The organism is Streptomyces sp. NPDC003300 (assembly GCF_040610915.1).
GTDB lineage: Bacteria > Actinomycetota > Actinomycetes > Streptomycetales > Streptomycetaceae > Actinacidiphila.
The window spans coordinates 53,606-75,598 of sequence record NZ_JBEXNE010000008.1 but is presented as its reverse complement, the minus strand read 5'-3'; the positions used below and the strand labels follow the sequence as shown (position 1 = coordinate 75,598).

The following is a 21,993-nucleotide window of genomic DNA, read 5'->3' as shown; positions in this document are numbered from 1 at the left end:
GAATTGATGCCGGATCCCCTATCGGCTCATCGAGCCATCTGACCGGCGTGCGCCCGCGCCCGGTCTACGGGTGCATCCATGAAAGGAGGACCGTGACCATCGGCTTCGTTCCGGAGACGTCCTCCGCCGCAACTTCCCTCGCGTCGCGCACTCTGGAGCCGGCCGAATGGGCAGGCATCGGCGTACCTTTGCTGGCCAATCCGCGTGACGTGATCAAGGACCTGCACGCCCGGCACCTGCCGTCCCCGTCCACCGCGGTGATCGCGGTGTACGACCCGGACGGCCGGATCCGGGCCAGCGCCTCCTTCACCGCCCGCAGCGGGGTGGTCGACGGCTGGGAGCGGCGCAATGCGCTGCTCTCGCACCTGCGCCGCGTCATCCCGCACGATCTGCGACTGCGCAAACCGGTACGCACCGCTGTCCTGATGGTCTGCCGGGACGGTGGTCCCGGCTGGACCGAGGAGGACGGGGCGTGGATGTGGGGGCTGCGTGACGCCTGCACCCTGCACGGCCTTCGCTCCGGGTCGTACGTCACCCTGACCGCCGACGGCTGGAATGTCATCGGCGAGAACCGCGTCGGCCGCACACCGAACGCCGCTTCCTGGTCGCGGCGGCCGGGCGACGCGGCGCACGGCATCCCCGGAGGGACGACGCAGGCTCTTCGCCGCGCGGCCGCGCGCTGACGGTCAGGCGCTGGCGCCCAGCAGGGAATTGACCCTGGCCGGGTCGCCGCAGACGATCAGCAGCACGCCCGCGTTGGCCAGTGCGCCCGCCAGCGCCCTCGGCAGCGTGTCGTCGCCGCCGCCGTTGACGGCGACGACCACGACCGGTCGCCCGGTGGTGCGTTCGGCGGAGATGTCTGCGTAGAAGACGTCGTCGGCCACGTCGTACTGCGCCCAATAGGACGCTTCGCCGAAGGTGAGTTCGTGCGCCGCCCACGGGTGCTGGTCGCCGGTGGTGAGGACCAGGATCTCGCCGGGTGCCCGACCCGTGTCAAGCAGCAGGTCGACCGTCTCGTCGGCGGCGTCGAGCGCACCGTCGGTCGGCGCGGGGATGAGTTGGATCTGGGCGGCGGCGGGCTCTTGGGCGCGCTGCTGCGGCACGGTGGGAGGAACCGCCGTCGCGGCCGGGGTCACCGGGCCGGAGGGTGCGGCGGGACCAGGGGTACCGATGGGACGGGCGGGGCCGTGACGGCCCGGACCGACGCCTGCGGCGGCTTCCCTCGGCGGCGCGGGACGCGGCGCTGCGGGCCGCGGCGGACCGGGGACAGGACGGGGGGTCGACGCACTGCGGCCGGTGGCCGGAGCTGTACGGGGACCCGGGACGCTCTCGTGAATCTGAGGCTCCTCGGGGATGAGAGGCATGAGTTGATGTCTATCAAATGCCGCACGGATGCGCAGCGGGGGGTGGCGTGTGGATCAGAAATCGAAACCGAGTTGTTCCCCTGACTCGACCGGCTGACGGACCTTCTTGAGGTGCTGCCAGCGGGGCAGCGCGTCCAGATACGACCACGACATCCGGTGCTGCGCGGTGGGCCCCAACTCCTCCAGGGCCGCACGGTGAACAGGTGACGGATATCCGGCGTTGTCGGCGAAGGCGAACGGCGTGTAATCCGCGCCGAGTTCGGCCATCGCCGTGTCCCGCTGCACTTTGGCGATGACGGACGCGGCGGCGACCGCGACGCAGGACTGGTCGCCCTTGATCACGGTCCTGACCTTCCAGGAACCGCCGAGGTAATTGTGCTTGCCGTCGAGGATCACCGCGTCCGGCCGTTCCGGCAATCCCTCCAACGCGCGTACGGCCGCCAGCCGGAGCGCGGCCGTCATCCCGAGGTCGTCGATCTCCTCGGGTGAGGCGTGCCCGAGGGCGTAGGAGGTGACCCAGTCGCCGAGGACGGCGGCCAGCCGGGCCCGGCGCTTGGGGGTGATCAGCTTGGAGTCGGTCAACCCCTCCGGCGCGCGACGCAGTCCGGTGACAGCGGCGCACACGGTGACGGGTCCGGCCCAGGCGCCGCGGCCGACTTCGTCCACACCCGCCACGGTCCGCGCCCCGAGGGTGGCACGAAGGGAGCGTTCGACGCTGTGGGTGGGTGGTTCGTACGGCATGGCAGTACCAAGCCTACCCCGCTGCTTCGCGCCGTCCCACGGCGGTCGGTCAGTCGGACAACGCCCAGTCCGGGAGGACTTCGGTCCGCTCCCGCCAGTCGCCCGGCGGTTGGCCGCCCGGCCGGGACGCGACGATGCCGCCGACGATCGCGCAGGTCGTGTCCACATCGCCACCGGCCCTGGCGGTGGTCCAGAACGCCTGCTCGTAGTCGTCGAGATGGCGGGCCGCCGCCCACAGGGCGAAGGGCACGGTGTCATGGGCGCTGGTGCGCCGCCCGCAGCCCAGCACGGCGGCCACCGTGGCGACGTCCGCGTAGTCGAGCATGTCCCTGGCCCGTCGGATACCCGCGTGCACCGCGCTGCGCGGTACGAGGTCGAGAACCGCGCCGAGAAGGTCGGACGGGGCCTGGGGTCCCGTGGGGTCGGCGACGAGGGCCGCCGCGGCGGCGACCGCCATGGCCCCGACGACCGCCTCCCGGTGCTGATGCGTCGTGTAGGCGGAGATCTCCGCCTGGTGGGTGGCCTGGACGGCGTCACCCGCGTACCAGGCACCAAGGGGCGCGACCCGCATCGCGGCGCCATTGCCCCACGAGCCCTGCCCGTTGAACAGGCCGGCCGCGAGTTCCCGCCAGTCGCCGCCTTCCTGGCGGATCAGCCGCAGCATCCGGTTGACAGCCGGGCCGTAGCCGCGGTCGAAGTCGTGGTGCTCGGCGAAGGAGTGGGCCAGGGCGTCCTGGTCGACGCGTCCGTGCTTGATCAGCACGGAGACCACCGAGCAGGCCATCTCCGTGTCGTCCGTCCACCCCCATGTGCCGGGTGGCAGTTGGCCGTTCTGAAGTGCCGGGTAGTTGGCGGGGACGAAGAACTGCGAGCCCAGGGCGTCGCCCACGGCCAGCCCGCGGAGGCTGGCCACGGCGCGCGCGGCGCGGTCGGTTTCAGTGGTGTGAGGGGTCATGGCGTCGGAAACTCTGACATCGTGTTCAATCCCGGTCAATCTCCGTGTGCCCAAAGTCACCGGCCGACTTCACCACTCCCCGCCGCCAGGCGGGCCGGGCGTCCGCCACCTCGCGAACGGCCGGTCCAGGGTATAGCCGCCGGAGGGGCCGAGCAGGAGTGTGCGGGTCTCGGCGTTGTCGGGGTTGGACAGCGCCTCGAACTCCTCCACCGTCCAGTGGAACCAGCGCATGCAGAACAACCGCATCGTCAGCCCGTGGGTGACCACCAGCACGTTCGGCGGGAAGTCCTCCTTGTCGAAGGCGCGGTACAGCGTCTCCAGGAAGGCCCCGACCCGGTCGTAGACGTCCGCGCCGCTCTCCCCCATCGCGAAGCGGTAGAAGAAGTGGCCGTAGGCGTCGCGGGCTTTGCGCTGCCGCTGGATGTCCTCGACGTCCTGCCAGTTTCCCCAGTCCTGTTCCCGCAGGCGCGGCTCCTCCTTGGCCCGGGTCAGCCGGGGGTCGAGCCCCAGTGCCCGGAAGGTGCGCCAGGTGCGGCGGTACGGAGAGACGAATGCCTGGACCCGTTCCTCGCCGAACAGCTCACGCAAGCCCGCTCCCGCCTCCCTCGCCTGTTGAAGGCCGGTGGCGGTGAGTTCCAGGGCGTGGTCCGGCACCCGCTCGTAAATGGTGTCGTCCCTGTTTCCCTGGGACTCGCCGTGCCGGATGAGCACAATGCGGCGAGGGCGTCCCATGACGATCAGCCTATTGCGCGACTGTCGCTCCGGCGCGCTGATCCGGGGGTCATCCGCCTCACAGTCGCGCCGTCAGCTCCTCCGACAGCTCCCGCAGCCGACGTCGGGCGTCCCCGTCGTACGCCTGCCGGTCGGCCCTGGCTTCCCGGGTGCCGTTGAAGTACCGGCCGGTGCCGACATCGGTGCCTTCGATGAGCCGCAAGGTCGCCTCCCCGCCCTCCTCCACCGAGCTCCACGGCGCTATGCCTCCCTCTCTGACCATGGTGGTGTCCATGTACGTGGCCGGATGCAGCGCGTTCACCGTCACACCGGTGCCTTTCAACGCCTCGGCCAGGTCGAAGGTGAACATGACCTGTGCGAGCTTGCTCTGCGTGTACGCCCGCCCGCCCTCGTAGTCCTTGGTCAGCATCGGGTCGCCGAAGTCGATCGCCTGCTGACCCGCGGAGGCGACGTTGACGATGCGGGACGGCGCCGACGCCGTCAGCAAGGGCAGGAGCCGGTGCGTGAGCCGGTACCCCGCCAGGTAGTTCACCGCGAACCGCCGCTCCACGCCGTGCTCGTCCGCCTCCCGCGCTCCGCCCGGCGAGGCGGTCCCGATTCCCGCGTTGTTGACCAGCACGTCCAGCCGGTCGGCACGGGCCAGCACCTCGTCGGCGAGCCGGTCGACCTGCCCGAGATCGGAGACGTCGGCGAGCAGCACCTCCGCGCGGTCCTCACCCGTCGCCTCCCGTATGGCGTCGCGAACCTCCTCGGCCCGGCGGGCGTCGCGGCCATGGATCAGCACACGGGCTCCGTCGGTCGCGAGGCGTATGGCGAGCCAGCGACCCAGGCCGTCAGTGGAACCGGTGATCAGGATCGTCCGCCGGGAGTCGGTTTCGGCCTTGCCCTCGGGGCGCTCCCCCCGGCCGCCGACAACGCGTTCGTTCATTGCGAGCTCCATTTACGAGACATGCTGACTCGTTAAGAGTATGCGAGACACCATGCCTTGTAAAGTGGATTCGTGGACGAGACACCCGCGCGGGGCAGACCCCGCAGTGAGACCGCCCGCCGCGCCGTGCTCGACGCGGCCCTGCGGCTCTGCCAGGACGGCGGTTATCAGGCCCTGACCATGAAGGGCATCGCGGAGAACGCGGGGGTCGGCCGCCAGACCGTGTACCGCTGGTGGCCCGCCAAGCAGGACGTCCTGCTCGACGCCCTGCGCGACCTGGGTCTGCGCAAGGCGGAGCACCTGGATCCCGACAGCGGCGACACGCTGCGCGACGTCCGTACGCTGCTCGACGCCACCTTCGTGCTCACCCGCAAGCTCACCGGCAAGGCCCTGGTCGGACTGATGGCCGATGCCCAGCACGACCCGGACCTCTCACAGCGGCTCCAGTCCACGGTGATCGGGCCCCGGCGGCAGGCGCTCCGCGCGCTCCTGGCCCGCGGGGTGGAGCGCGGTGAACTGGCCGGGGAGGACCGGACGCTGGACCTCGCGGTCGACTTCGCCTTCGGCGCCATGTGGTACCGGCTGATCAGCCATCACGCGCCGGTGGACGCGAGCCTGGGGGAACAGATCACCAGCGCCCTGGCGAAGCTGCTGAGGCCGGACGGACCCACCGGGGCACGGGCGACCACAAGCGTAGACGCGCGCACAGGCGCGGCCTCATCGGCGAACGAGCAGGTGAGCGCGCAGGCGAAAGAGCAGGCACCGGTCAGCGCCACAACCCCCGCCGCGCCCACTGTCGGTTGAGGAACACCAGTCGTCCCGGATCGGCCACCGTGCGGATGCCGACCAGCCCCTGCGGCCCGAACTCCGGTGCCACGACGGCCACCACGACATTCCCGGTCGTCGCCAGCACCGCCGCGTCGCCGTTGATCTCGACGATCCGGCCGCGCGTTCCCGCAGGTGCCTGGCTGATCAGTCCGGCCAGAAAGCGGGCCACTTTGGCGGCTCCCAGGGCGGGGCGCCGGGCCGTCCCGGGGACCCCGCCGCCGTCCGACCAGGCCACGACATCGTCGGCGAGCAGTTCCGCCAGCGCCTGCTGGTCCGCGTGCGAAGCGACCCGCATCAGGTCCTCGGCCAGCTGCCGCCGCTGCGGCCAGGGCAGGTCAACGCCGGTGGCGGACTCCCGCACCCGTTGCCGTGCCCGGCGCCGCAGGGCGCGGCACTGCACTTCGGGCAGTCCGAGGACGACGGCGGTTTCCGCCGACCCGTAGCCGAAGGTCTCCCGCAGGACGTACGCGGCCCGCTCGGCCGACGACAGGCGTTCCAGCGCGACCAGCCGCGCCATGGACACCGATTCCCGGCTCTCGACCGTCTCCAGAGCGCCCAGGGCGCCCATCGCGCCGCCCTCGGTGAGCACCGGTTCCGGCAGCCAGGAGCCCGCGTGCGCTTCACGCCGGTGCCGCGCCGCCTGCTCGGGCACGGCCCGTATCGCGCCGAAGACCTCGCGGACCAGCTCGGGCAGCGCGTCGCCCGCGCCGGTGTCGGCCGTACGGGTGAGCGCGTGCCGTACGACCTCGTCCGCCGCGCACGCCGATCCGAGCATCCGATAAGCGGCCCCGAAAAGCCGCACCTGGTGCGGGGAAAGGGCTTGCGTATCGTCGGCCGCCACCGCTGTCACAGCGGCGACTTCCGCCCCACCCGTGACAGCGCGGCCTATATCCGGCGCGTGGTCGGCACCACCCGTGTCACCCGAGCCATCCGCTCTCAGACCGTCCACGCCTGCACCACATCCACCACGTCACCCGCCACGGACACCACATCGGTGTCGAGTTCGGCGCGCTCCGACAGCCGCGTCACCGCTCCTTCGCGGTATTTACCGCGCTCCGTCGCCGAATTCCACATGGACAGCACCAGGAAGTCGTTTCCCGGACCCTGACCGAAGACGCCGCGCAGCATGCCGGGAGAACCCGCCATGGCGGGATTCCACACCCGTTGCTGCATCGATGTGAAGTGGTCGACACGGTCCGGCCGCACTTTGCACAGGGCGACGCGTAGGACGTCGACGTCGGCGAAGGTCGGTTCGAAGCCGACCTTGACGTCCAGCCGGTGCTCGAAGAGATTCACCGCGAGCATCTCGTAGGTGTCGCCCTGCGACGCGGCGATCCCGTCGTGCGGCCCGGCCATGAAGGCGTCGTAGGACCGCCGGCTGTCCCAGAAGGCGAAGAGATGCGCCATTCCGGGCTGGGCACGGCTCCAGCCGCCGCCCTGCCCTCGGAAGCCGGGCTGGTCCTTGAGCGCCGCCCACCTGCGCTGCCCCCGGTCGAACCCCGCCTGATCCACAACCCCGCAGCGCATCCACTTCACCAACACCGCGCCATCGTAGTGGCGTTGACGCCGGAGATCGTCCCTGTGCGGGGGAGGCAATCGCGTGAGGGACCGGAAGGGCCGGAAAAGGGCGGTGGCACCGGGTCGCCCCGGTGCCACCGCCCTGACCAGTCAGTTCAACAAACGGGCCGCGCCCGGATGTCAGCTACAACCGCTCGTCGATCCGCAGCCCTCGCACAGGTAGCAGCTCCCCGCGCGGCGCATCTTGGTGCCGCAGGAGAAGCACAGCGGCGCGTCGGCGTTGAGGCCGAGCTGGATCTCCAGCAGTTCCGTGGAGTTGTGCGCTTCCTTGGGCGCCGGTACCGCCGCCGCGCCCGCTTCGGGCTTGGCCACGGCCAGCGGCTTACGGGGTTCTGCCTCGCGGACCTCGCGCGGCGCGGACTGCGCCAGGCCCTCGACGTCGACCTCTTCCTCGGCGGCCTCGTAGGATCCGGTGTCCAGGTGGCGCTGCCGCTCGGGCGCGGAGTGGATGCCCAGCGCGGAGCGGGTCTCGAAGGGCAGGAAGTCCAGCGCCAGGCGGCGGAAGATGTAGTCGACGATCGACTGCGCCATCCGTACGTCCGGGTCGTCGGTGAGACCGGCGGGCTCGAAGCGCATGTTGGTGAACTTCGAGACGTAGGTCTCCAGCGGGACGCCGTACTGCATGCCCACCGAGACGGCGATGGAGAAGGCGTCCATCATGCCCGCGAGGGTGGAGCCCTGCTTGGACATCTTGAGGAAGACCTCGCCGAGGCCGTCGTCCGGGTAGGAGTTCGCCGTCATGTAGCCCTCGGCGCCGCCGACCGTGAAGGACGTGGTGATGCCGGGACGGCCCTTGGGCAGGCGCTTGCGGACCGGACGGTACTCGACGACCTTCTCGACTGCGGCGGGCGCCTCGGCGGCGGCCTCGGCCGGCTTCTCGTCCTTCTTCTTGGCCGAGAGGGGCTGGCCGACCTTGCAGTTGTCGCGGTAGATCGCGAGCGCCTTCAGGCCGAGCTTCCAGCCCTCGAAGTAGACCTCCTCGACCTCTTCGACGGTCGCCGTCTCCGGCAGGTTGACCGTCTTGGAGATCGCGCCCGACAGGAACGGCTGGGCGGCGGCCATCATCCGTACATGACCCATGGCGGAGATCGCGCGCTCACCCATGGCGCAGTCGAAGACCGAGTAGTGCTCGGGCTTCAGACCGGGGGCGTCGATCACATTGCCCTGCTCGGCGATGTGGGCGACGATCGCCTCGACCTGCTCGGCCTGGTATCCGAGCCGCTTGAGGGCCGCGGGCACCGTGTTGTTGACGATCTGCATCGAGCCGCCGCCGACGAGCTTCTTGAACTTGACCAGGGCCAGGTCCGGCTCGACGCCCGTGGTGTCGCAGTCCATCATCAGGCCGATGGTGCCGGTCGGCGCGAGCACCGACGCCTGCGCGTTACGGAAACCGTTCTTCTCGCCCAGCCGGACGACGTCCTGCCAGGCCTCGGTGGCCGCGGCCCAGACGGGGGTGTCCAGGTCGTCCACGCGGGTGGCGGCGCCGTTGGCGTCGGAGTGCTGCTTCATGACGCGCTTGTGGGCGTCCGCGTTGCGGGCGTAGCCCTCGTACGCGCCGACGACCGAGGCCAGTTCGGCGGAGCGCTTGTAGGAAGTGCCGGTCATCAGCGAGGTGATGGCGCCGGCGAGGCCGCGACCGCCGTCGGAGTCGTACGCGTGGCCGGTCGCCATCAGCAGCGCGCCGAGGTTGGCGTAGCCGATGCCGAGCTGGCGGAAGGCTCGGGTGGTCTCGCCGATCTTCTGGGTCGGGAAGTCGGCGAAGCAGATGGAGATGTCCATCGCGGTGATGACCAGCTCGACGACCTTGGCGAAGCTCTCGGCGTCGAAGGACTGGTTGCCCTTGCCGTCGTCGCGCAGGAACTTCATGAGGTTGAGCGAGGCGAGGTTGCAGCTCGAGTTGTCGAGGTGCATGTACTCGCTGCACGGGTTCGAGGCGGTGATCCGGCCCGTCTCCGGCGAGGTGTGCCAGCGGTTGATCGTGTCGTCGTACTGGATGCCCGGGTCGGCGCAGGCCCACGCGGCCTCGGCGAGCTTGCGGAAGAGCGCCTTGGCGTCGACCTCCTCGATGACCTCACCGGTCATCCGGGCGCGCAGCCCGAACTTCGAGCCGGACTCGTACGCCTTCATGAACTCGTCGTTCACACGGACGGAGTTGTTGGCGTTCTGGTACTGCACCGACGTGATGTCGTCGCCGCCCAGGTCCATGTCGAAGCCCGCGTCGCGCAGGGCGCGGATCTTCTCTTCTTCCTTGACCTTGGTCTCGATGAACGCCTCGACGTCGGGGTGATCGACGTCCAGGACGACCATCTTGGCGGCGCGGCGCGTGGCGCCGCCCGACTTGATGGTGCCCGCGGAGGCGTCCGCGCCGCGCATGAAGGAGACCGGTCCCGAGGCGTTGCCGCCGGAGGAGAGGAGTTCCTTGGAGGAGCGGATCCGGGAGAGGTTCAGGCCGGCGCCGGAGCCGCCCTTGAAGATCATGCCCTCTTCCTTGTACCAGTCGAGAATCGACTCCATGGAGTCGTCGACGGACAGGATGAAGCAGGCGGAGACCTGCTGGGGCTGAGCGGTGCCGACGTTGAACCACACCGGGGAGTTGAAGCTGAACACCTGGTGCAGCAGCGCGTAGGTCAGCTCGTGCTCGAAGATCTCGGCGTCCGCGGGGGAGGCGAAGTATCCGTGGTCCTCGCCCGCCTTGCGGTAGGTGAGCACCACTCGGTCGATGAGCTGCTTCAGGCTCTTCTCGCGCTTGGGGCTGCCCACCGCGCCGCGGAAGTACTTGCTGGTGACGATGTTGACCGCGTTCACCGACCAGGAGTCGGGGAACTCGACGCCACGCTGCTCGAAGTTGATCGAGCCGTCGCGCCAGTTGGTCATGACGACGTCACGGTGCTCCCAGACCACTTCGTCGTACGGATGCACGCCGGGGGTGGTGTGGATGCGCTCGATGCGCAGACCCTTGCTCGCCTTGGATCCCTTGGTACGGGAACCGCGTGCCGGGCCACTCGTCGTCTCTGTCATTCCGCCTCCCTATACGGGCGAAAACGCCCTAATGTGCGCGGATCTTCCCGCAACACGGTGATGTCTGCCGCCTCGGCGCACCTGGCGCTCCGGCAAATCTGTGGGTCCCCGCCGTTCCGCTCAGTCGGCGGCGACTGCGGGCGCGGGGACTCCGAGGTCCTCGTCGAGCCCGCCGGGAGTGGTGGGTGGCAGCTGCTCGCGCAGCTCCGTGATGGCCGTCTCGAAGTCGTCGAGCGAGTCGAACGCCCGGTAGACCGAGGCGAAGCGCAGAAACGCGACCAGGTCGAGGTCCTGAAGCGGACCGAGTATGGCCAGTCCCACGTCGTGGGTCGACAGCTCGGCGCTGCCGGTGGCCCTCACCGCCTCCTCGACGCGCTGCCCGAGCTGGGCGAGGGCGTCCTCGGTGACGGGGCGGCCCTGGCATGCCTTGCGCACGCCCGCGATCACCTTGCTGCGGCTGAAAGGCTCGGTCACTCCGCTGCGCTTGATGACCATCAGTGACGCGGTCTCGACCGTGGTGAAACGGCGACCGCAGTCCGGGCACTGCCGACGGCGGCGGATCGAGGTGCCGTCATCGGTGGTGCGGCTGTCGACGACGCGGCTGTCGGGGTGCTTGCAGAAGGGGCAGTGCATGGTTCCCGGCTCCCTTCCTCACCCGTGGTGAGCGCACGACAAAATGGCCTTCGGGGAGCCTTGCCGGCCCCTCGAAGCAGTCCCAAGCATAGGCGATCCCGCGGAGTTTGCGGCCGCCGGCCCCCCGCGAAACCACTACGGGTGGTGGCTGGTGCATATACAACCACTAGATCTGGGGGCGGCGGGCAAACACCGTCGCTCCGCGTGTCGCGCGTGCGGCCGGAGGCGAGCCTAGGGGAAGTGTCGTGACGGCCCGCCGCCGGGGCACGGGTGGCAGACTGAGCCGCACGGAGCCCCCGGGACGCTCGGCAGGCCGTGGATAATCGAACTTCCATTCGACCGATACACCCGATACCTTGATCACGTCAGCGGATTTACGCAGATTCACTCGAACGTGTGTTTGGCGCAACCTTTCGAAACCCACTACCGTTGTACTAACTGCCCGCGACTGCGAAGCGGGCCGGCCGCAGTCCATGCGGTGGGAGAACATCGAAAAGGGGCCGCCGTGACCACCACCGCAGACAGCGCCACATTGACCGCCCATGACCGCTCCCAGGATCGGATCGGCCCGTTGGACGTGACAGGCGAAGACAACAGCCCGAAGCCCGCACGATCGCTCCCCGGGCGGCCCCCCGGTATTCGTGCCGACAGCTCCGGGCTCACCGAGCGGCAGCGCCGCGTCATCGAGGTCATCAGGGACTCCGTGCAGCGTCGCGGATATCCGCCGTCCATGCGCGAGATCGGCCAGGCCGTCGGCCTGTCCAGCACGTCCTCGGTGGCCCACCAGCTCATGGCCCTGGAGCGCAAGGGCTTCCTGCGCCGCGACCCGCACCGTCCCCGCGCGTACGAGGTCCGCGGCTCCGACGGCGGCCACCCGCAGCCCACCGACACGGCGGGCAAGCCCTCCGCCTCGTATGTGCCGCTCGTCGGCCGGATCGCGGCGGGCGGCCCGATCCTCGCCGAGGAGTCGGTCGAGGACGTCTTCCCGCTCCCCCGCCAACTGGTCGGCGACGGCGAGCTGTTCGTGCTCAAGGTGGTCGGCGACTCGATGATCGAGGCGGCGATCTGTGACGGCGACTGGGTGACGGTACGCCGTCAGCCCGTCGCGGAGAACGGGGACATCGTCGCCGCGATGCTGGACGGCGAAGCCACGGTGAAGCGCTTCAAGCGGGACAACGGCCATGTGTGGCTGCTTCCGCACAATGCGGCGTACCAGCCCATCCCCGGTGACGAGGCGACGATCCTCGGCAAAGTGGTGGCGGTGCTCCGCCGGGTCTGACCGACCCCAACGAACGGGCCCCGGGACCTCTGCGCCGGTTCCGGGGCCCCGCCATGCCCGCTGAGCGGCCGTCCTCCTGTCGACTGAGCCGTACGACTCCCCTGTCAGCCGCCAGCCTGAAGCCCCGCTCCGGTCGGCCCTTTCCCCGTCCTGTCCCTGCCCTGTCCCCGTCCTGTCCCCGTCCTGTCAGCCGACGACCGCCGCCGTCGCCGCCGCGTCGATCGCCGCCAGAGAACGCCGGACCTGATTGCGGTCGGTCGTGTACCAGAGGTCGGGCATCGAGGACCGCAGGAAGCTGCCGTAGCGGGCGTTGGCCAGCCGTGGATCGAGTACGGCGACCACGCCGCGGTCGCCCATCGCCCGGATCAGCCGTCCCGCGCCCTGTGCCATCAGCAGGGCCGCGTGGGTGGCGGCCACGGCCATGAAGCCGTTGCCGCCGTGCTCCTCGACCGACTTCTGCCGGGCGCTCATGAGCGGGTCGTCGGGCCGCGGGAACGGGATCCGGTCCATCACCACCAACTGGCAGTTCACACCCGGCACATCGACGCCCTGCCACAGCGAGAGCGTCCCGAACAGACACGTCTTGGCGTCCTGCGAGAACGTACGGATCAGCTCACCGAGCGTCTCCTCGCCCTGGAGCAGCACCGGGTGGTCCAGGCGGCCCCGCATGGCCTCCGCGGCGGCCTGGGCGCCGCGCATGGACGAGAACAGCCCGAGGGTACGGCCGCCGGCCGCCTCGATCAGCTCGGCGAGTTCGTCGAGCATGTCCTCGCGGTTGCTGTCCCTGCCCGGCTGGTTGAGGTGCCTGGCGACGTAGAGGATGCCCTGCTTGCGGTAGTCGAAGGGCGAGCCGACGTCGATGCCCTTCCACTGCGGGACGTCCTCGCCCTCGGTGCCCTCGGGGGCCAGGCCGAGCGAGGCGGCCACCCCGTTGAAGTCGCCGCCCAGCTTGAGGGTGGCGGAGGTGAGCACCACCGAGCGCTCGGTGAAGAGCTTCTCGCGCAGCAGCCCGGACACGCTCAGGGGGGCGACCCGCAGCGAGGCCCCGTACCGGTCGTGCCGCTCGCACCACACCACGTCGAATTCGGAGCCGAGCACCAGCCGCTCGCTGACCCCGTGGATGTGCTCCACCGCGGCGAGTGCCTGCTTGCGGACCGCGTCCTCGTCCTGCACGGACTTGTCGCGGGTGTCGCCGATGGCGGTGATGACCTGGCGGCAGGCGTCGCGTAGCGCCGCGAGGACGTACCCCAGATCCTCGGGGATCTCCTCCAGGCGTCCCGGCAGGGCCAACTCCATCACGCGCTCGAAGCCCTCGGCGGCGGTGAGCAGGGCGTCCGCGGCCTTCTCGTTGACCAGCCGGGACGCCCGCTTGACCGCGCGGTTGACGGCGCCCGGGGACAGCTCGCCGGTGGCGACCCCGGTGACGCGGGAGACCAGTTCGTGCGCCTCGTCGATGATCAGGACCTCGTGGCCCGGCAGCACCGGGGCGCCCTCGATGGCGTCGATCGCCAGCAGCGCGTGGTTGGTGACCACCACGTCGGCCAGTTTGGCGCGCTCACGGGCGGCCTCGGCGAAGCACTCGGCGCCGTAGGCGCACTTGGTGGCGCCCAGACACTCGCGCGAGGTGACCGACACCTGGCTCCAGGCGCGGTCGGAGACGCCGGGGGTGAGGCCGTCCCGGTCGCCGGTCTCGGTCTCGTCGGCCCAGTCGCGCAGCCGCAGCAGGTCCTGGCCGAGCTTGCTGGTCGGCGCGGCGGCCTCGAAGGGGTCGAAGAGACCGTCCTCCTCGTCCTGCGGCACGCCCTCGTGCAGGCGGTGCAGGCACAGGTAGTTGGATCGGCCCTTGAGCATCGCGTACTGCGGCTCACGGCGCAGCAGCGGCTTCAGGGCGTCGACGGTGCGCGGCAGGTCGCGCTCGACGAGCTGGCGCTGGAGCGCGAGGGTGGCGGTGGCCACCACCACGCGCTCGCCGTGGGCGAGCGCGGGCACCAGATAGCCGAGCGATTTTCCGGTGCCGGTACCGGCCTGGACGAGCAGATGGGACTGGTCGTCCACGGCGGCCTCGACGGCTTGGGCCATGGTGACCTGACCGGCCCGCTCGACACCTCCGACGGCGGTGACGGCGGCGTGCAGCAGGTCGGTGAGCGCGGGTGGGGGCGTGGCAGTCATAGGGAGGCAAGCCTAGAGGGCCGCACTGACATCGCCGTCCGCGCCAGGTGCCGCGGATCGTTCGGCGGACCGTTCAAGTCGGGCGGTGATAGCTTCTGGACACATGCCGTTCGAGCGCCGCCTGACTCTGGATGCCTCCGCCGCGGAATATGTGATCGACGTCGCGAATGTGGTGCGTGAACCGGCGCTCGGCGGGGAACGGGCGGCGGATCTGGCCCGGTTGTCGGGTCTGCTGGACGCACTGGCGGAATTCACCCGCGATCCCGCCGTCCAGGTGTACGCGATCACCGACCGTTCCCTGCTGACCGACGGCCGTCTGACGCCCGAGGAGCGGCAGCGCCTGGACCGCTGGTATCTCGAAGGGCTGCTGGAGGTCCTGCCGAGGGCGGACGACCGCATCCTGGAGCTGGCCGACGCGCTGGAGCTGCGGGTGGTCAGCGCGGACAATTTCCTGGACTTCCACCGCGCCTATCCGTGGATTCCCGGCAACCGGGACCGTTTCCTGCGGCCCTTCCTCCAGCCGGACGGCGTGATCGGCGTACGGCCGCGGATCATGCCGGTGCCTCCCGAGTGGCAGGTCTCCCGCAAGGAGGAGGAAGGGCTGCTCCTGGAGGCGGGCGTGTACCGGCGCTGGGACCGGTCGGCGCACCGGGCGGTCCTCAGCCGTGACTGGCGTTGTCCCGAGGCCGACTGCCCGCTGTTCGGCGCCGCCGACCGGCCGAGCACCGCGCTCCCCCGCCGCCGGAAATCCCAGGTTCTCTGCCCGACGCACGGGCTGCCCCTGGCGGACGCGGGTCCCCGTCCGTCCCGCGCGCAGGTGAAGGTGGTCATGGACGGGACGGTGCGGGGCCGCTTCATGGTGACGGCGGGCGAGCCGCTCGCGGTCGGCCGGGCGCCCGCCGACGGCGGTGTCGTCCTCGGCGCCTGGATCGACGACACCGAGGTCGAGTCGGTGAGCCGTACCCATGTGATGGTCAGTTACGACGGCACAGGGCTGAGCGTGGTGGACGAGCGCAGTGCGAACGGCACCTGGGTGCGGCGCCGCCGCCCCACTGGTGACGAGTTGGTGCCGCTGCCGCACGGCGCGCTGTGGCATCTGCGCCAGGGGGATTCCGTCGTCCTGCACGAACGGCTGGAACTGCTGCCCAGCGGCCGTCAGTTCGTCTTCGAGGAGGACCCGGCGGAAGGTACCGTCGGACCGCGGGTGAGCGCGGACGCGGCGGGTCCCACCATGATGGCCGTACCGTGGCCGCCGGGGCAGGAGCCCGGGTGAACCGGGCCGCGACGGCGAACGAGCGGGGACGAGGACGACGTGTCGGGGGAGATCGGGATCGGTACGGTCCTCAGCGACCGGTACCTCCTGGAGGAGTCGCTGGGCGGCGGCGGGTACGGGCAGGTCTACGCGGCTCTCGACCGGAGTCTGGGGCGGCGTGTCGCGGTGAAGGTGCTGACGCTGCGCGCCGATTGGGGCGACGGCGAGCGTGACGAGCGCCAGGGTCGGTTCCGCAGGGAGGCGATGGCCGCCGCCGCGCTGAGCCATCCCAATGTGGCCACCGTCCATGACGCGGGCGAGCACCGGGGCAGGCCGTTCATCGTCATGGAATTGCTGCGCGGCGCGGACTTCCGCCAAGTGCTGCTGGACCGCGGCGGACTGCCGGTGGCCGATGTCATCGCCTATGGCGCGCAGATCAGCGCCGGGCTGCGGCACGCGCATGAGCGCGGGCTCGTCCACCGGGACATCAAGCCGGAGAATCTGATGCTTCTCCCGGACGGCGTCGTCAAGATCTGCGACTTCGGCCTGGTGGCGCACCGCGACGACAGCGCCACGCGGTACACCGATCCGCGGGCGGTCATGGGCTCACCGCCGTACTTCTCGCCCGAGCAGGCGCGCGGCGCCGAGGTGACCGCACGGTCCGACCTCTATTCGCTCGGCTGCGTGCTGTACGCGATGCTCGCCGAGGGACCGCCCTTCTCGGCCGGGACATCCGTGGGATACGCGTACATGCACGTCCACGAGGCGCCGGAGCCCATCGAGCGGCGGCGCCCCGAGGTGCCCGCCGGACTCGCGCGCCTGGTGCACCGGATGCTCGCCAAGAAGCCGGACGACCGGCCCGCCGACGCCGGGGAGGTGGCCGAGCGGCTGCGCGCGCTGATGCGGCCCGCTCCCGTACGGCGCAGTCCCACGGTGCTGGCCCGGAGCGCCGGCCATGTGCTGTGGGCGCTGCTGGAGGACGCCGAGGGGCTGCTCGCCGCGGACCGGTTCACCGACGCGGACGAGCGCTACTGGCAGGCGCTCCAGCACATCGCGCGCCAGGGTGCGGAAAACGAGGCCGCACCATTTGCGGCGCTTTTCGGCCGGGCGCGGGCCCTGGAGGGTCTGAACGGCACGACCGCCGTCGTCCGCCGCTTCGAGGAGCTCTCGGCCGACGCCGCGCAGGCGCTGGGCCCCGAGCACCCGCTGGCCCGTTGCATCGCCGCCTACGCGGAGGTCAGAGCAGTACGCGGACGGTGACGTCGGCGGCGAGCCGGAGGGTGTCGCCGGGGCGTAGGGGCGCCCGCTCGCCGGGCGCGAGCCGGTAGCCGTGGACGAAGGTGCCGTTCGTGGAGCTCTCGTCGGAGATCCAGGCAGAGCCGTCGGGCTCGACGCCGATCATGGCGTGGATACGGGACAGATTGTCGTGCGCGGCGAGGAAGGGCACGGCGGGGCAGTGCTTCGGGTCGCGGCCGAGCCGGATCGAGTTGGCCGGCTCCACCGCGACGATCTCGCCGCTGGGGAACCGCAGTCGCAGCGCCCGCGGCGGTGCGTCCCTGCGCGTCTCCAGGGGTCGGGGCAGCGCTCCGGGGATCACGTTGATCACTCGGGTGTGTTCGGAGTCGGCGCCGTGGGCGCTCGGCAGCAGCGCGGTCGGTTCCGGGGATGCCTCGGGGGCGGCTCCCTGCGGCGGGGTCTGCGCGGCGCGGGCCGCGGCCATCAGCGAGAAGGGCACGAAGCAGCCCTGGCAGAGCAGTTGTCCCGGCCGCGTGGCCGTACCGCACTCCGGGCAGGGTTCGACGCCCGCTGCCTCCCGCATGGCCGCCCCCACCTTTCCGCGGTGATTCCCGTACGCGTTCCGTACGGGATTCCGTACCAGGTCCCCGTGCTCGGATCGTATCGGCTCGGCCGCGGCGCGCCTCAGGGACGGGGAAGGTGGAGGGGGTTGGCGACCGTGCCGTGCACGGCGGCGTGCGGGCGCTGCGACCGGTCACGGTAGCCGTCGAGGTGCAGCCGATTGCGGTTGAGGCAGAGCCGGTCGATGCGGGGCGTAAGGAGGTCGAAGGCGGCGAAACGTTCCTTGAGTTCGGGAAAGCGCTCTTGGTGGCGGACGATCTCGTCCCGCACCAGGGTCCAGAATTCGGCTTCGGGCACGTCCAGTTGTGCCTCGCACAGGGGCGCGAGATAGCGCAGGACCCCGATGAAGAGGCCCGCGTGGATGAACTGGGTGAGGAATTCGGGCCGTTCGGTGAGCAGCACCTGGCGTACGTCGTCCGGCATGCCGTCGTGTTCGGGAAGTGGGTCCGCGGAAACGTTGATGTCGTCGACGAAGTCCTTCACCGCGAGGCGTACCGGGATGTCGTGCTCGTCGTAGACCACGATGGTGTTCTCGCCGTGCGGGGAGAAAACCGTGCCGTATTGGTAGAGAAAACGCAGGAGGGGCGGTAGCAGCGCCGCGAAGAGGTGGCGCAGCCATACGCGGGGCGCGAGACCGGACCGGTCGACGAGTTCGGCGGTGAAAGATCGCCCGTTCGGGTCGGTGTGCAGCAGCGCGGCGAGGGTACGGGCGTGCTCTCCCGGTTCCAGGTGGGCGGCCAGCGGCTCGCGCCAGATGCAGCCGAGCAGTTCGCGGTACTGGTACGGGACGGTGGGCAGCCGGTCGTACTGCGGGTGTTCGACGGTGACGGAGGCGACCTCGCCGAGCAGGATCACCCGCGTCTCGTCCCGCAGGAAGGGGTCGGCGTCCCGCAGTCCCCGCACCCAGGCGGTGACGGCCGGGGCGGCCAGCGTGCGTTCGGTCGGCAGGCCGCGCCAGACCAGGGTGTTGAGGACGGACAGCGGGAGCTTGACGGTGCGCCGGTGCGGGCGGCTGGTGTTGAGGAAGGTGCGGATCGACTGCTGGGGCAGCCGCAGGTCGTTGTCAGTGGTGAGGTGGAGGATGGATCCGTCGCTGATCGCGGGGGCGAAGAGCGGCGCGATCACCTGGTCCCACTGCCAGGGGTGGACGGGCAGCAGCAGGTAGTCGGCGGGGTCGCGGTTCCGGTCGGCGATGGTGTGCCGGAAGGTGTCGAGGGTGCCGGGGGTGAGTTCTTCGGCGTAGAGGAGATCGGGGGTGGCGAGCGTGGAGATACCGCGGTATTGGGCGAGGTCGCGGTGTACGGCGATCCAGGGCAGGCGCTCCGGCTTGCGCGCCTCGGGTGCCCAGCGGGCGGTGTCGGCGGCGGAGAAGCCGATACGTCCCTTGTTGGCGACCAGCCAGGGGTGGCCGGTCTGGTGGCCTTCGAGGTCGGCGTAGTCCAGGTCGGCGAGTTCGGCCGCCGTCAGCGCGGTGCTGTCGAGCCGCACGTCGGCGCGGAGCGTCGCGAGGAGTTCCTGGATCAGGTGCCCTGTGGTGTCGCCGCTCAGGCCGAGCACGCTCTCGTGGCCGTGCAGCAGGAAGTGCAGCGGGTCACCGGTCGGCGTGACGCTGTCCGCGTCCACGTACCAACTGCCGTACGCGCCGCGCCGGGCGCGGAAGCGGTAGGTCACGTCCGGGCTGAGCCATAGCCGGTACGCGGTCGGGCCCTCGGCGGGCTCCGGTTCGGGGACGATCACCTCCTCGTACGCGAACTCGGCGAGCATCTTGGCCAGCAGGCGCCTGGCCGCGTGCTGCCAGGCGGCGGAGTCGGATACGGAGGGGGTGAGCACAGTGGGGCTCCTGCGGTGGGGACCTGGTGACCTGGAAGGCAGGGGTGAGGAGGGTTCGGGGAACCGCCGTCGAGGCAGCGCCCGAAGGACGCGGTGTCGGGGCGCAGGCGTTGCCGGCCGGGCTCAGAGCCGGTGGCGCAGCGAACGGTCGCGGATCATGAGGGCCGCCCGCTTGCCGGGCAGTTCGAGTTCCGCGGACAGGCGGAAGCCCGCGGTGAGGAAGGCGGCGACGGAGGGAGTGTTGCGCAGGTCGGGTTCCGCGATCACTCGTGGGCAGCCGGGGCGGTGGTCCAGAACGATGTCGCACACGGCGCGCAGCAGCGTGCCGCCGAGGCCGCGTGCCCGGTCGGCGACGCCGCCGATGAGCAGGTGGACGCCGATGTCGTGCGGCCGGGCCGGATAGAAACGGGCGACCGGGTCCAGATCGGCGCGGTAGATCTCCCAGTAGCTCATCGGCGTGCCGTCCAGCACGCCGAGGCAGGGCACGCTGCGTCCGTCACCCTCGGTCTGGCCGCGCAGGTGCCGCTCGGTGACGCGCTCGTCGCCGGCCAGTTCCCAGAATTCGGCGACGGCCGGGTCGTTCATCCAGCGAGTGAGCAGCGGCAGGTCGCGGTCGACGCGGACCGGCACCAGCCGGAAGGAGCCTGCGGGGGTCTCGACGGCCGGCCAGGAGGCGGCCGCGCCGAGGAGTCCTGGCCTCGCGGCGCCCGCCGGGTCCTCGGTGTCCGGTTCGGCGGCGTCGAACGCCGTCGCGGCGAAGAGGGCCAGGACCTCGGGCGGCAGCTTCAGGTCGAGGGTGTCCTCGGTACTGGAGTCGGCGGGTGTCACGGGAGCTCCTTCCTCTCCTGAGCGGGGTCCGGTCCTCGTCGGGGATCCGGGCCGGTTCCCGGCGGGGATCCGGTGCGGGTCCGAGGGCGAGGACCGGGGACGGGCGCGCGGCCGGACGGTCCGCTCAGACGGTCAGCGGGTTGGGCATGGTGATGTAGACCGACTGGGTGTCGACCGGTCCGACGAGTTCGTCCATTCCGTGCAGCCTGGTCAGCAGATTGGCCTTGCTGCGCAGTTCCGGGGCGTCCAGCAGCCGGGCGGGAAGGCTGCTGCGGCCTCCCGCGGCGGCGGCCAGGAAGCGGCGGAACGCGGCGAGCAGCACCTGCTCGTCCGCGAGCCGCTGGGAGCCGAAGGCGCCGATGAGGCCGAGGACGTTGTTGACGCCGAGGTAGTAGGCGATCCGCTCGTCCGCGATCTCGTCGGCGACGAAGGTGTCGCTGTCGGCCCCGATGCCCGGCTGCTGGCGTTCCAGCTCCGCGCGGTGCGACTCGCGGAAGTAGTACCCCTGGTTGTCTCGGTAGCGCCCGCCGCAGGGCCAGCCGGAGGCGTCGAGCAGGACGAGAGTGTTCTGCTGATGCGCTTCCAAGGCGATGCCCGCCTCGCCGTCGAGCCACAGCACCGGCCGTACGACGGCGTCGAGGTAGCGCAGGAACCACTCGGTGGCGACCGCCGTCGCGGGCCTTCCGGTGCGCTCCGCGAGGCGGGTGACGAGCATGGCCAGCCGGGAGCGCAGCGCGGGCGCGGGAACGCCGGGCCACGGGCGCGGCGAGGTGAGTCCCGCCACGCAGTGCGCCTGGTCGCCGGGGCCGAACGGGCTGTGCCTGAGCACGACGTCAAGGCCGGGCACCGGTGTGCCGTCCGGCGTGTCCACGCCCAGCCAGGCCGGGTCGCGGACGATGTCGAAGCCCGGGTGGGCGGCGTGCCAGCGCGCGACGAGCCCGCTGCGCAGCAGCCGGTGCACCTCGGTGCCGCGCCTCAGCTCCTTGCGGAGATTCTCCCTGCGGGAGTTGGTGATGCGCAGCGCCAGGGAGAGCTTGAGCATCGCGGGCGCGTCGGGACGGTAGACGGTCCGCACGGAAGAGGTGGCGTACCACGGGTCGCCGACCGGGCCCAGGTCACGCAGCAGCCCGGCGTCCAACAGCCGCTGGACGGCGGGCCGGTGCAGGATGTCGCGCGCCTGCCAGGGGTGCAGCGGGAGCGGCGCGGTGCCTGCGGGGCACGCGAGTTCTGGCCCGGCCATCGCGGTCAGCAAATCGGCGGCCGGTACGGGTCGGCCGCGGTCGGTCCACGCGGAGTCGGTGGCGAGGACGGCGGCGTCCACGGCGAGCCAGTGCAGCGCGAAGGAGCCGCGCGTCTCGGGCGAGTACGCGGCGCTCTCGCTCTCGCTGAGCCCTTCGCGGGCCTTGGGCGCGGGATGCGTCGGGTGACCGAGGAGCAGGGCCTGTTCCGACTCCAGGAAGGGCAGCTCCGGCTCGGGCCTGCCGGGCCGCGCACGCCGCTCGCTGACGAATACGGCGGTCCTGCGTACCGAATCGGCCACCCTCGCCACCAGGTCGTCGCCCTCGGCCGCCGCACCGCCGCCTTCACGGGCCAGCAGCGCGGCGAGCGCGACCGCGGTCAGCGGGCGGCTCGGGGCGGTTGTGAGGCGGACCGGTCCGAAGCGGTGGTGACCGGTGGCCGACCAGTGCAGAACAACCGCCTGGGCCTGCGTGCCGCTGGCGGGCAGAGAGATCCGCAGCAGGCTGTCGGCGGGCTCCGTGAGGACCGTCTCGCGGACCCAGCAGCGCAGCAGATTCTCGGCGCCCGCCGCGTCGGCGACGCGGTACGGGTCCGGGTGCTCCAACGGGTCCGGATCCTGGTCGGCCGCGGCGGCGCGCGGTCGCTGCACCGGTACGGCGGCGGCCAGCGGCACCGCCGCGCCGGGCGGCATGGGGGTGCCGGGGTCCACGGGTGCGGTCATGCCAGGGCTCCACTCGTCGGTACCGCGCGGCGGCACGGCTT

Annotated in this window: 19 protein-coding genes; 5 read left to right on the top strand and 14 right to left on the bottom strand. The window is 71.1% G+C overall.

Annotated elements, in window-relative coordinates; all coding sequences use genetic code 11:
* Positions 1-92: 92 nt before the first annotated feature.
* Complete coding sequence (locus ABZX65_RS14415) at positions 93-683, top strand: hypothetical protein (RefSeq protein ID WP_355338259.1); 591 nt, start codon at positions 93-95, stop codon at positions 681-683.
* Positions 684-686: 3 nt separating this feature from the next.
* Here the strand turns inward: ABZX65_RS14415 and ABZX65_RS14410 are convergent, their stop codons facing one another.
* From ABZX65_RS14410 to ABZX65_RS14390, 5 genes are all read right to left on the bottom strand, one after another.
* Complete coding sequence (locus ABZX65_RS14410; protein WP_355338257.1) at positions 687-1,364, bottom strand: hypothetical protein; 678 nt, start codon at positions 1,362-1,364, stop codon at positions 687-689.
* A gap of 54 nt (positions 1,365-1,418) precedes the next feature.
* Positions 1,419-2,105, bottom strand: a complete 687-nt coding sequence (locus ABZX65_RS14405) for a ribonuclease HII (protein ID WP_355338254.1) — start codon at positions 2,103-2,105, stop codon at positions 1,419-1,421.
* 49 nt (positions 2,106-2,154) lie between these two features.
* Positions 2,155-3,060 carry an ADP-ribosylglycohydrolase family protein gene (locus ABZX65_RS14400; RefSeq protein WP_355338251.1) on the bottom strand — a complete coding sequence of 302 codons (906 nt, stop codon included), beginning with the start codon at positions 3,058-3,060 and terminating at the stop codon, positions 2,155-2,157.
* Positions 3,061-3,129: 69 nt separating this feature from the next.
* Complete coding sequence (locus tag ABZX65_RS14395) at positions 3,130-3,792, bottom strand: histidine phosphatase family protein (protein ID WP_355338248.1); 663 nt, start codon at positions 3,790-3,792, stop codon at positions 3,130-3,132.
* Positions 3,793-3,850: 58 nt separating this feature from the next.
* Positions 3,851-4,720 carry an SDR family NAD(P)-dependent oxidoreductase gene (locus tag ABZX65_RS14390; RefSeq protein ID WP_355338245.1) on the bottom strand — a complete coding sequence of 290 codons (870 nt, stop codon included), beginning with the start codon at positions 4,718-4,720 and terminating at the stop codon, positions 3,851-3,853.
* Positions 4,721-4,792: 72 nt separating this feature from the next.
* Here ABZX65_RS14390 and ABZX65_RS14385 point away from each other — a divergent pair, with 72 nt between their 5' ends.
* Positions 4,793-5,524, top strand: coding sequence for a TetR/AcrR family transcriptional regulator (locus ABZX65_RS14385; protein ID WP_355338242.1), 732 nt, complete (start codon positions 4,793-4,795; stop codon positions 5,522-5,524).
* On the opposite strand, the gene ABZX65_RS14380 is transcribed toward ABZX65_RS14385, so the two are convergent.
* The 4 genes from ABZX65_RS14380 to nrdR form a co-directional block, all read right to left on the bottom strand.
* Positions 5,487-6,323 carry a sigma factor-like helix-turn-helix DNA-binding protein gene (locus ABZX65_RS14380; protein ID WP_355338239.1) on the bottom strand — a complete coding sequence of 279 codons (837 nt, stop codon included), beginning with the start codon at positions 6,321-6,323 and terminating at the stop codon, positions 5,487-5,489. The two genes, ABZX65_RS14385 and ABZX65_RS14380, sit on opposite strands and share 38 nt — an antisense overlap.
* A 161-nt stretch (positions 6,324-6,484) precedes the next feature.
* The gene (locus ABZX65_RS14375; protein ID WP_355338236.1) at positions 6,485-7,090 is read right to left on the bottom strand and encodes a YdbC family protein; all 606 of its coding nucleotides are present in this window, start codon (positions 7,088-7,090) and stop codon (positions 6,485-6,487) included.
* Between the two features lie 156 nt (positions 7,091-7,246).
* Positions 7,247-10,144, bottom strand: coding sequence for a vitamin B12-dependent ribonucleotide reductase (locus tag ABZX65_RS14370; RefSeq protein WP_355338233.1), 2,898 nt, complete (start codon positions 10,142-10,144; stop codon positions 7,247-7,249).
* A 120-nt stretch (positions 10,145-10,264) separates the two neighbouring features.
* Positions 10,265-10,777, bottom strand: coding sequence for a transcriptional regulator NrdR (nrdR, locus tag ABZX65_RS14365; protein WP_355338230.1), 513 nt, complete (start codon positions 10,775-10,777; stop codon positions 10,265-10,267).
* A 505-nt stretch (positions 10,778-11,282) separates the two neighbouring features.
* Here nrdR and lexA point away from each other — a divergent pair.
* A complete protein-coding gene (gene lexA, locus ABZX65_RS14360; protein ID WP_355338227.1) occupies positions 11,283-12,056 on the top strand; it encodes a transcriptional repressor LexA in 774 nt (257 codons plus the stop codon).
* Between the two features lie 186 nt (positions 12,057-12,242).
* Here the strand turns inward: lexA and ABZX65_RS14355 are convergent, their stop codons facing one another.
* Positions 12,243-14,225 (bottom strand): ATP-dependent DNA helicase, encoded by a 1,983-nt coding sequence (locus tag ABZX65_RS14355; protein ID WP_355338224.1) that lies wholly within the window; start codon positions 14,223-14,225, stop codon positions 12,243-12,245.
* Positions 14,226-14,328: 103 nt separating this feature from the next.
* Here ABZX65_RS14355 and ABZX65_RS14350 point away from each other — a divergent pair, with 103 nt between their 5' ends.
* Together ABZX65_RS14350 and ABZX65_RS14345 are read left to right on the top strand one after the other, a co-directional pair.
* Entirely contained in the window at positions 14,329-15,498 is a 1,170-nt protein-coding gene (locus tag ABZX65_RS14350; protein WP_355338221.1) for an FHA domain-containing protein, read from the top strand.
* A gap of 39 nt (positions 15,499-15,537) precedes the next feature.
* On the top strand, positions 15,538-16,737 hold the full coding sequence (locus ABZX65_RS14345; protein WP_355338218.1) for a serine/threonine-protein kinase: 1,200 nt from the start codon (positions 15,538-15,540) through the stop codon (positions 16,735-16,737).
* On the opposite strand, the gene ABZX65_RS14340 is transcribed toward ABZX65_RS14345, so the two are convergent.
* The 4 genes from ABZX65_RS14340 to ABZX65_RS14325 all read right to left on the bottom strand — a co-directional run bounded on the left by ABZX65_RS14340 (position 16,715) and on the right by ABZX65_RS14325 (position 21,952).
* Positions 16,715-17,296, bottom strand: a complete 582-nt coding sequence (locus tag ABZX65_RS14340) for an FHA domain-containing protein (protein ID WP_355338215.1) — start codon at positions 17,294-17,296, stop codon at positions 16,715-16,717. The two genes, ABZX65_RS14345 and ABZX65_RS14340, sit on opposite strands and share 23 nt — an antisense overlap.
* A 101-nt stretch (positions 17,297-17,397) precedes the next feature.
* Positions 17,398-19,164, bottom strand: coding sequence for an IucA/IucC family siderophore biosynthesis protein (locus ABZX65_RS14335; RefSeq protein ID WP_355338212.1), 1,767 nt, complete (start codon positions 19,162-19,164; stop codon positions 17,398-17,400).
* Between the two features lie 123 nt (positions 19,165-19,287).
* Positions 19,288-19,992, bottom strand: a complete 705-nt coding sequence (locus tag ABZX65_RS14330; RefSeq protein ID WP_355338209.1) for a GNAT family N-acetyltransferase — start codon at positions 19,990-19,992, stop codon at positions 19,288-19,290.
* 124 nt (positions 19,993-20,116) lie between these two features.
* Positions 20,117-21,952 carry an IucA/IucC family protein gene (locus ABZX65_RS14325; RefSeq protein ID WP_355338206.1) on the bottom strand — a complete coding sequence of 612 codons (1,836 nt, stop codon included), beginning with the start codon at positions 21,950-21,952 and terminating at the stop codon, positions 20,117-20,119.
* Between the last annotated feature and the right edge of the window lie 41 nt (positions 21,953-21,993).

Excerpts from the sequence above, each read along its gene's own strand:
- ABZX65_RS14400 (WP_355338251.1), bottom strand. The coding sequence starts at position 3,060 with ATGACCCCTCACACCACTGAAACCGACCGCGCCGCGCGCGCCGTGGCC.
- ABZX65_RS14340 (WP_355338215.1), bottom strand. The coding sequence starts at position 17,296 with ATGCGGGAGGCAGCGGGCGTCGAACCCTGCCCGGAGTGCGGTACGGCC.
- ABZX65_RS14350 (WP_355338221.1), top strand. The coding sequence starts at position 14,329 with ATGCCGTTCGAGCGCCGCCTGACTCTGGATGCCTCCGCCGCGGAATAT.
- ABZX65_RS14390 (WP_355338245.1), bottom strand. The coding sequence starts at position 4,720 with ATGAACGAACGCGTTGTCGGCGGCCGGGGGGAGCGCCCCGAGGGCAAG.
- ABZX65_RS14405 (WP_355338254.1), bottom strand. The coding sequence starts at position 2,105 with ATGCCGTACGAACCACCCACCCACAGCGTCGAACGCTCCCTTCGTGCC.
- ABZX65_RS14370 (WP_355338233.1), bottom strand. The coding sequence starts at position 10,144 with ATGACAGAGACGACGAGTGGCCCGGCACGCGGTTCCCGTACCAAGGGA.
- ABZX65_RS14380 (WP_355338239.1), bottom strand. The coding sequence starts at position 6,323 with ATGCTCGGATCGGCGTGCGCGGCGGACGAGGTCGTACGGCACGCGCTC.
- ABZX65_RS14325 (WP_355338206.1), bottom strand. The coding sequence starts at position 21,952 with ATGACCGCACCCGTGGACCCCGGCACCCCCATGCCGCCCGGCGCGGCG.
- ABZX65_RS14410 (WP_355338257.1), bottom strand. The coding sequence starts at position 1,364 with ATGCCTCTCATCCCCGAGGAGCCTCAGATTCACGAGAGCGTCCCGGGT.
- ABZX65_RS14395 (WP_355338248.1), bottom strand. The coding sequence starts at position 3,792 with ATGGGACGCCCTCGCCGCATTGTGCTCATCCGGCACGGCGAGTCCCAG.
- ABZX65_RS14355 (WP_355338224.1), bottom strand. The coding sequence starts at position 14,225 with ATGACTGCCACGCCCCCACCCGCGCTCACCGACCTGCTGCACGCCGCC.
- nrdR (WP_355338230.1), bottom strand. The coding sequence starts at position 10,777 with ATGCACTGCCCCTTCTGCAAGCACCCCGACAGCCGCGTCGTCGACAGC.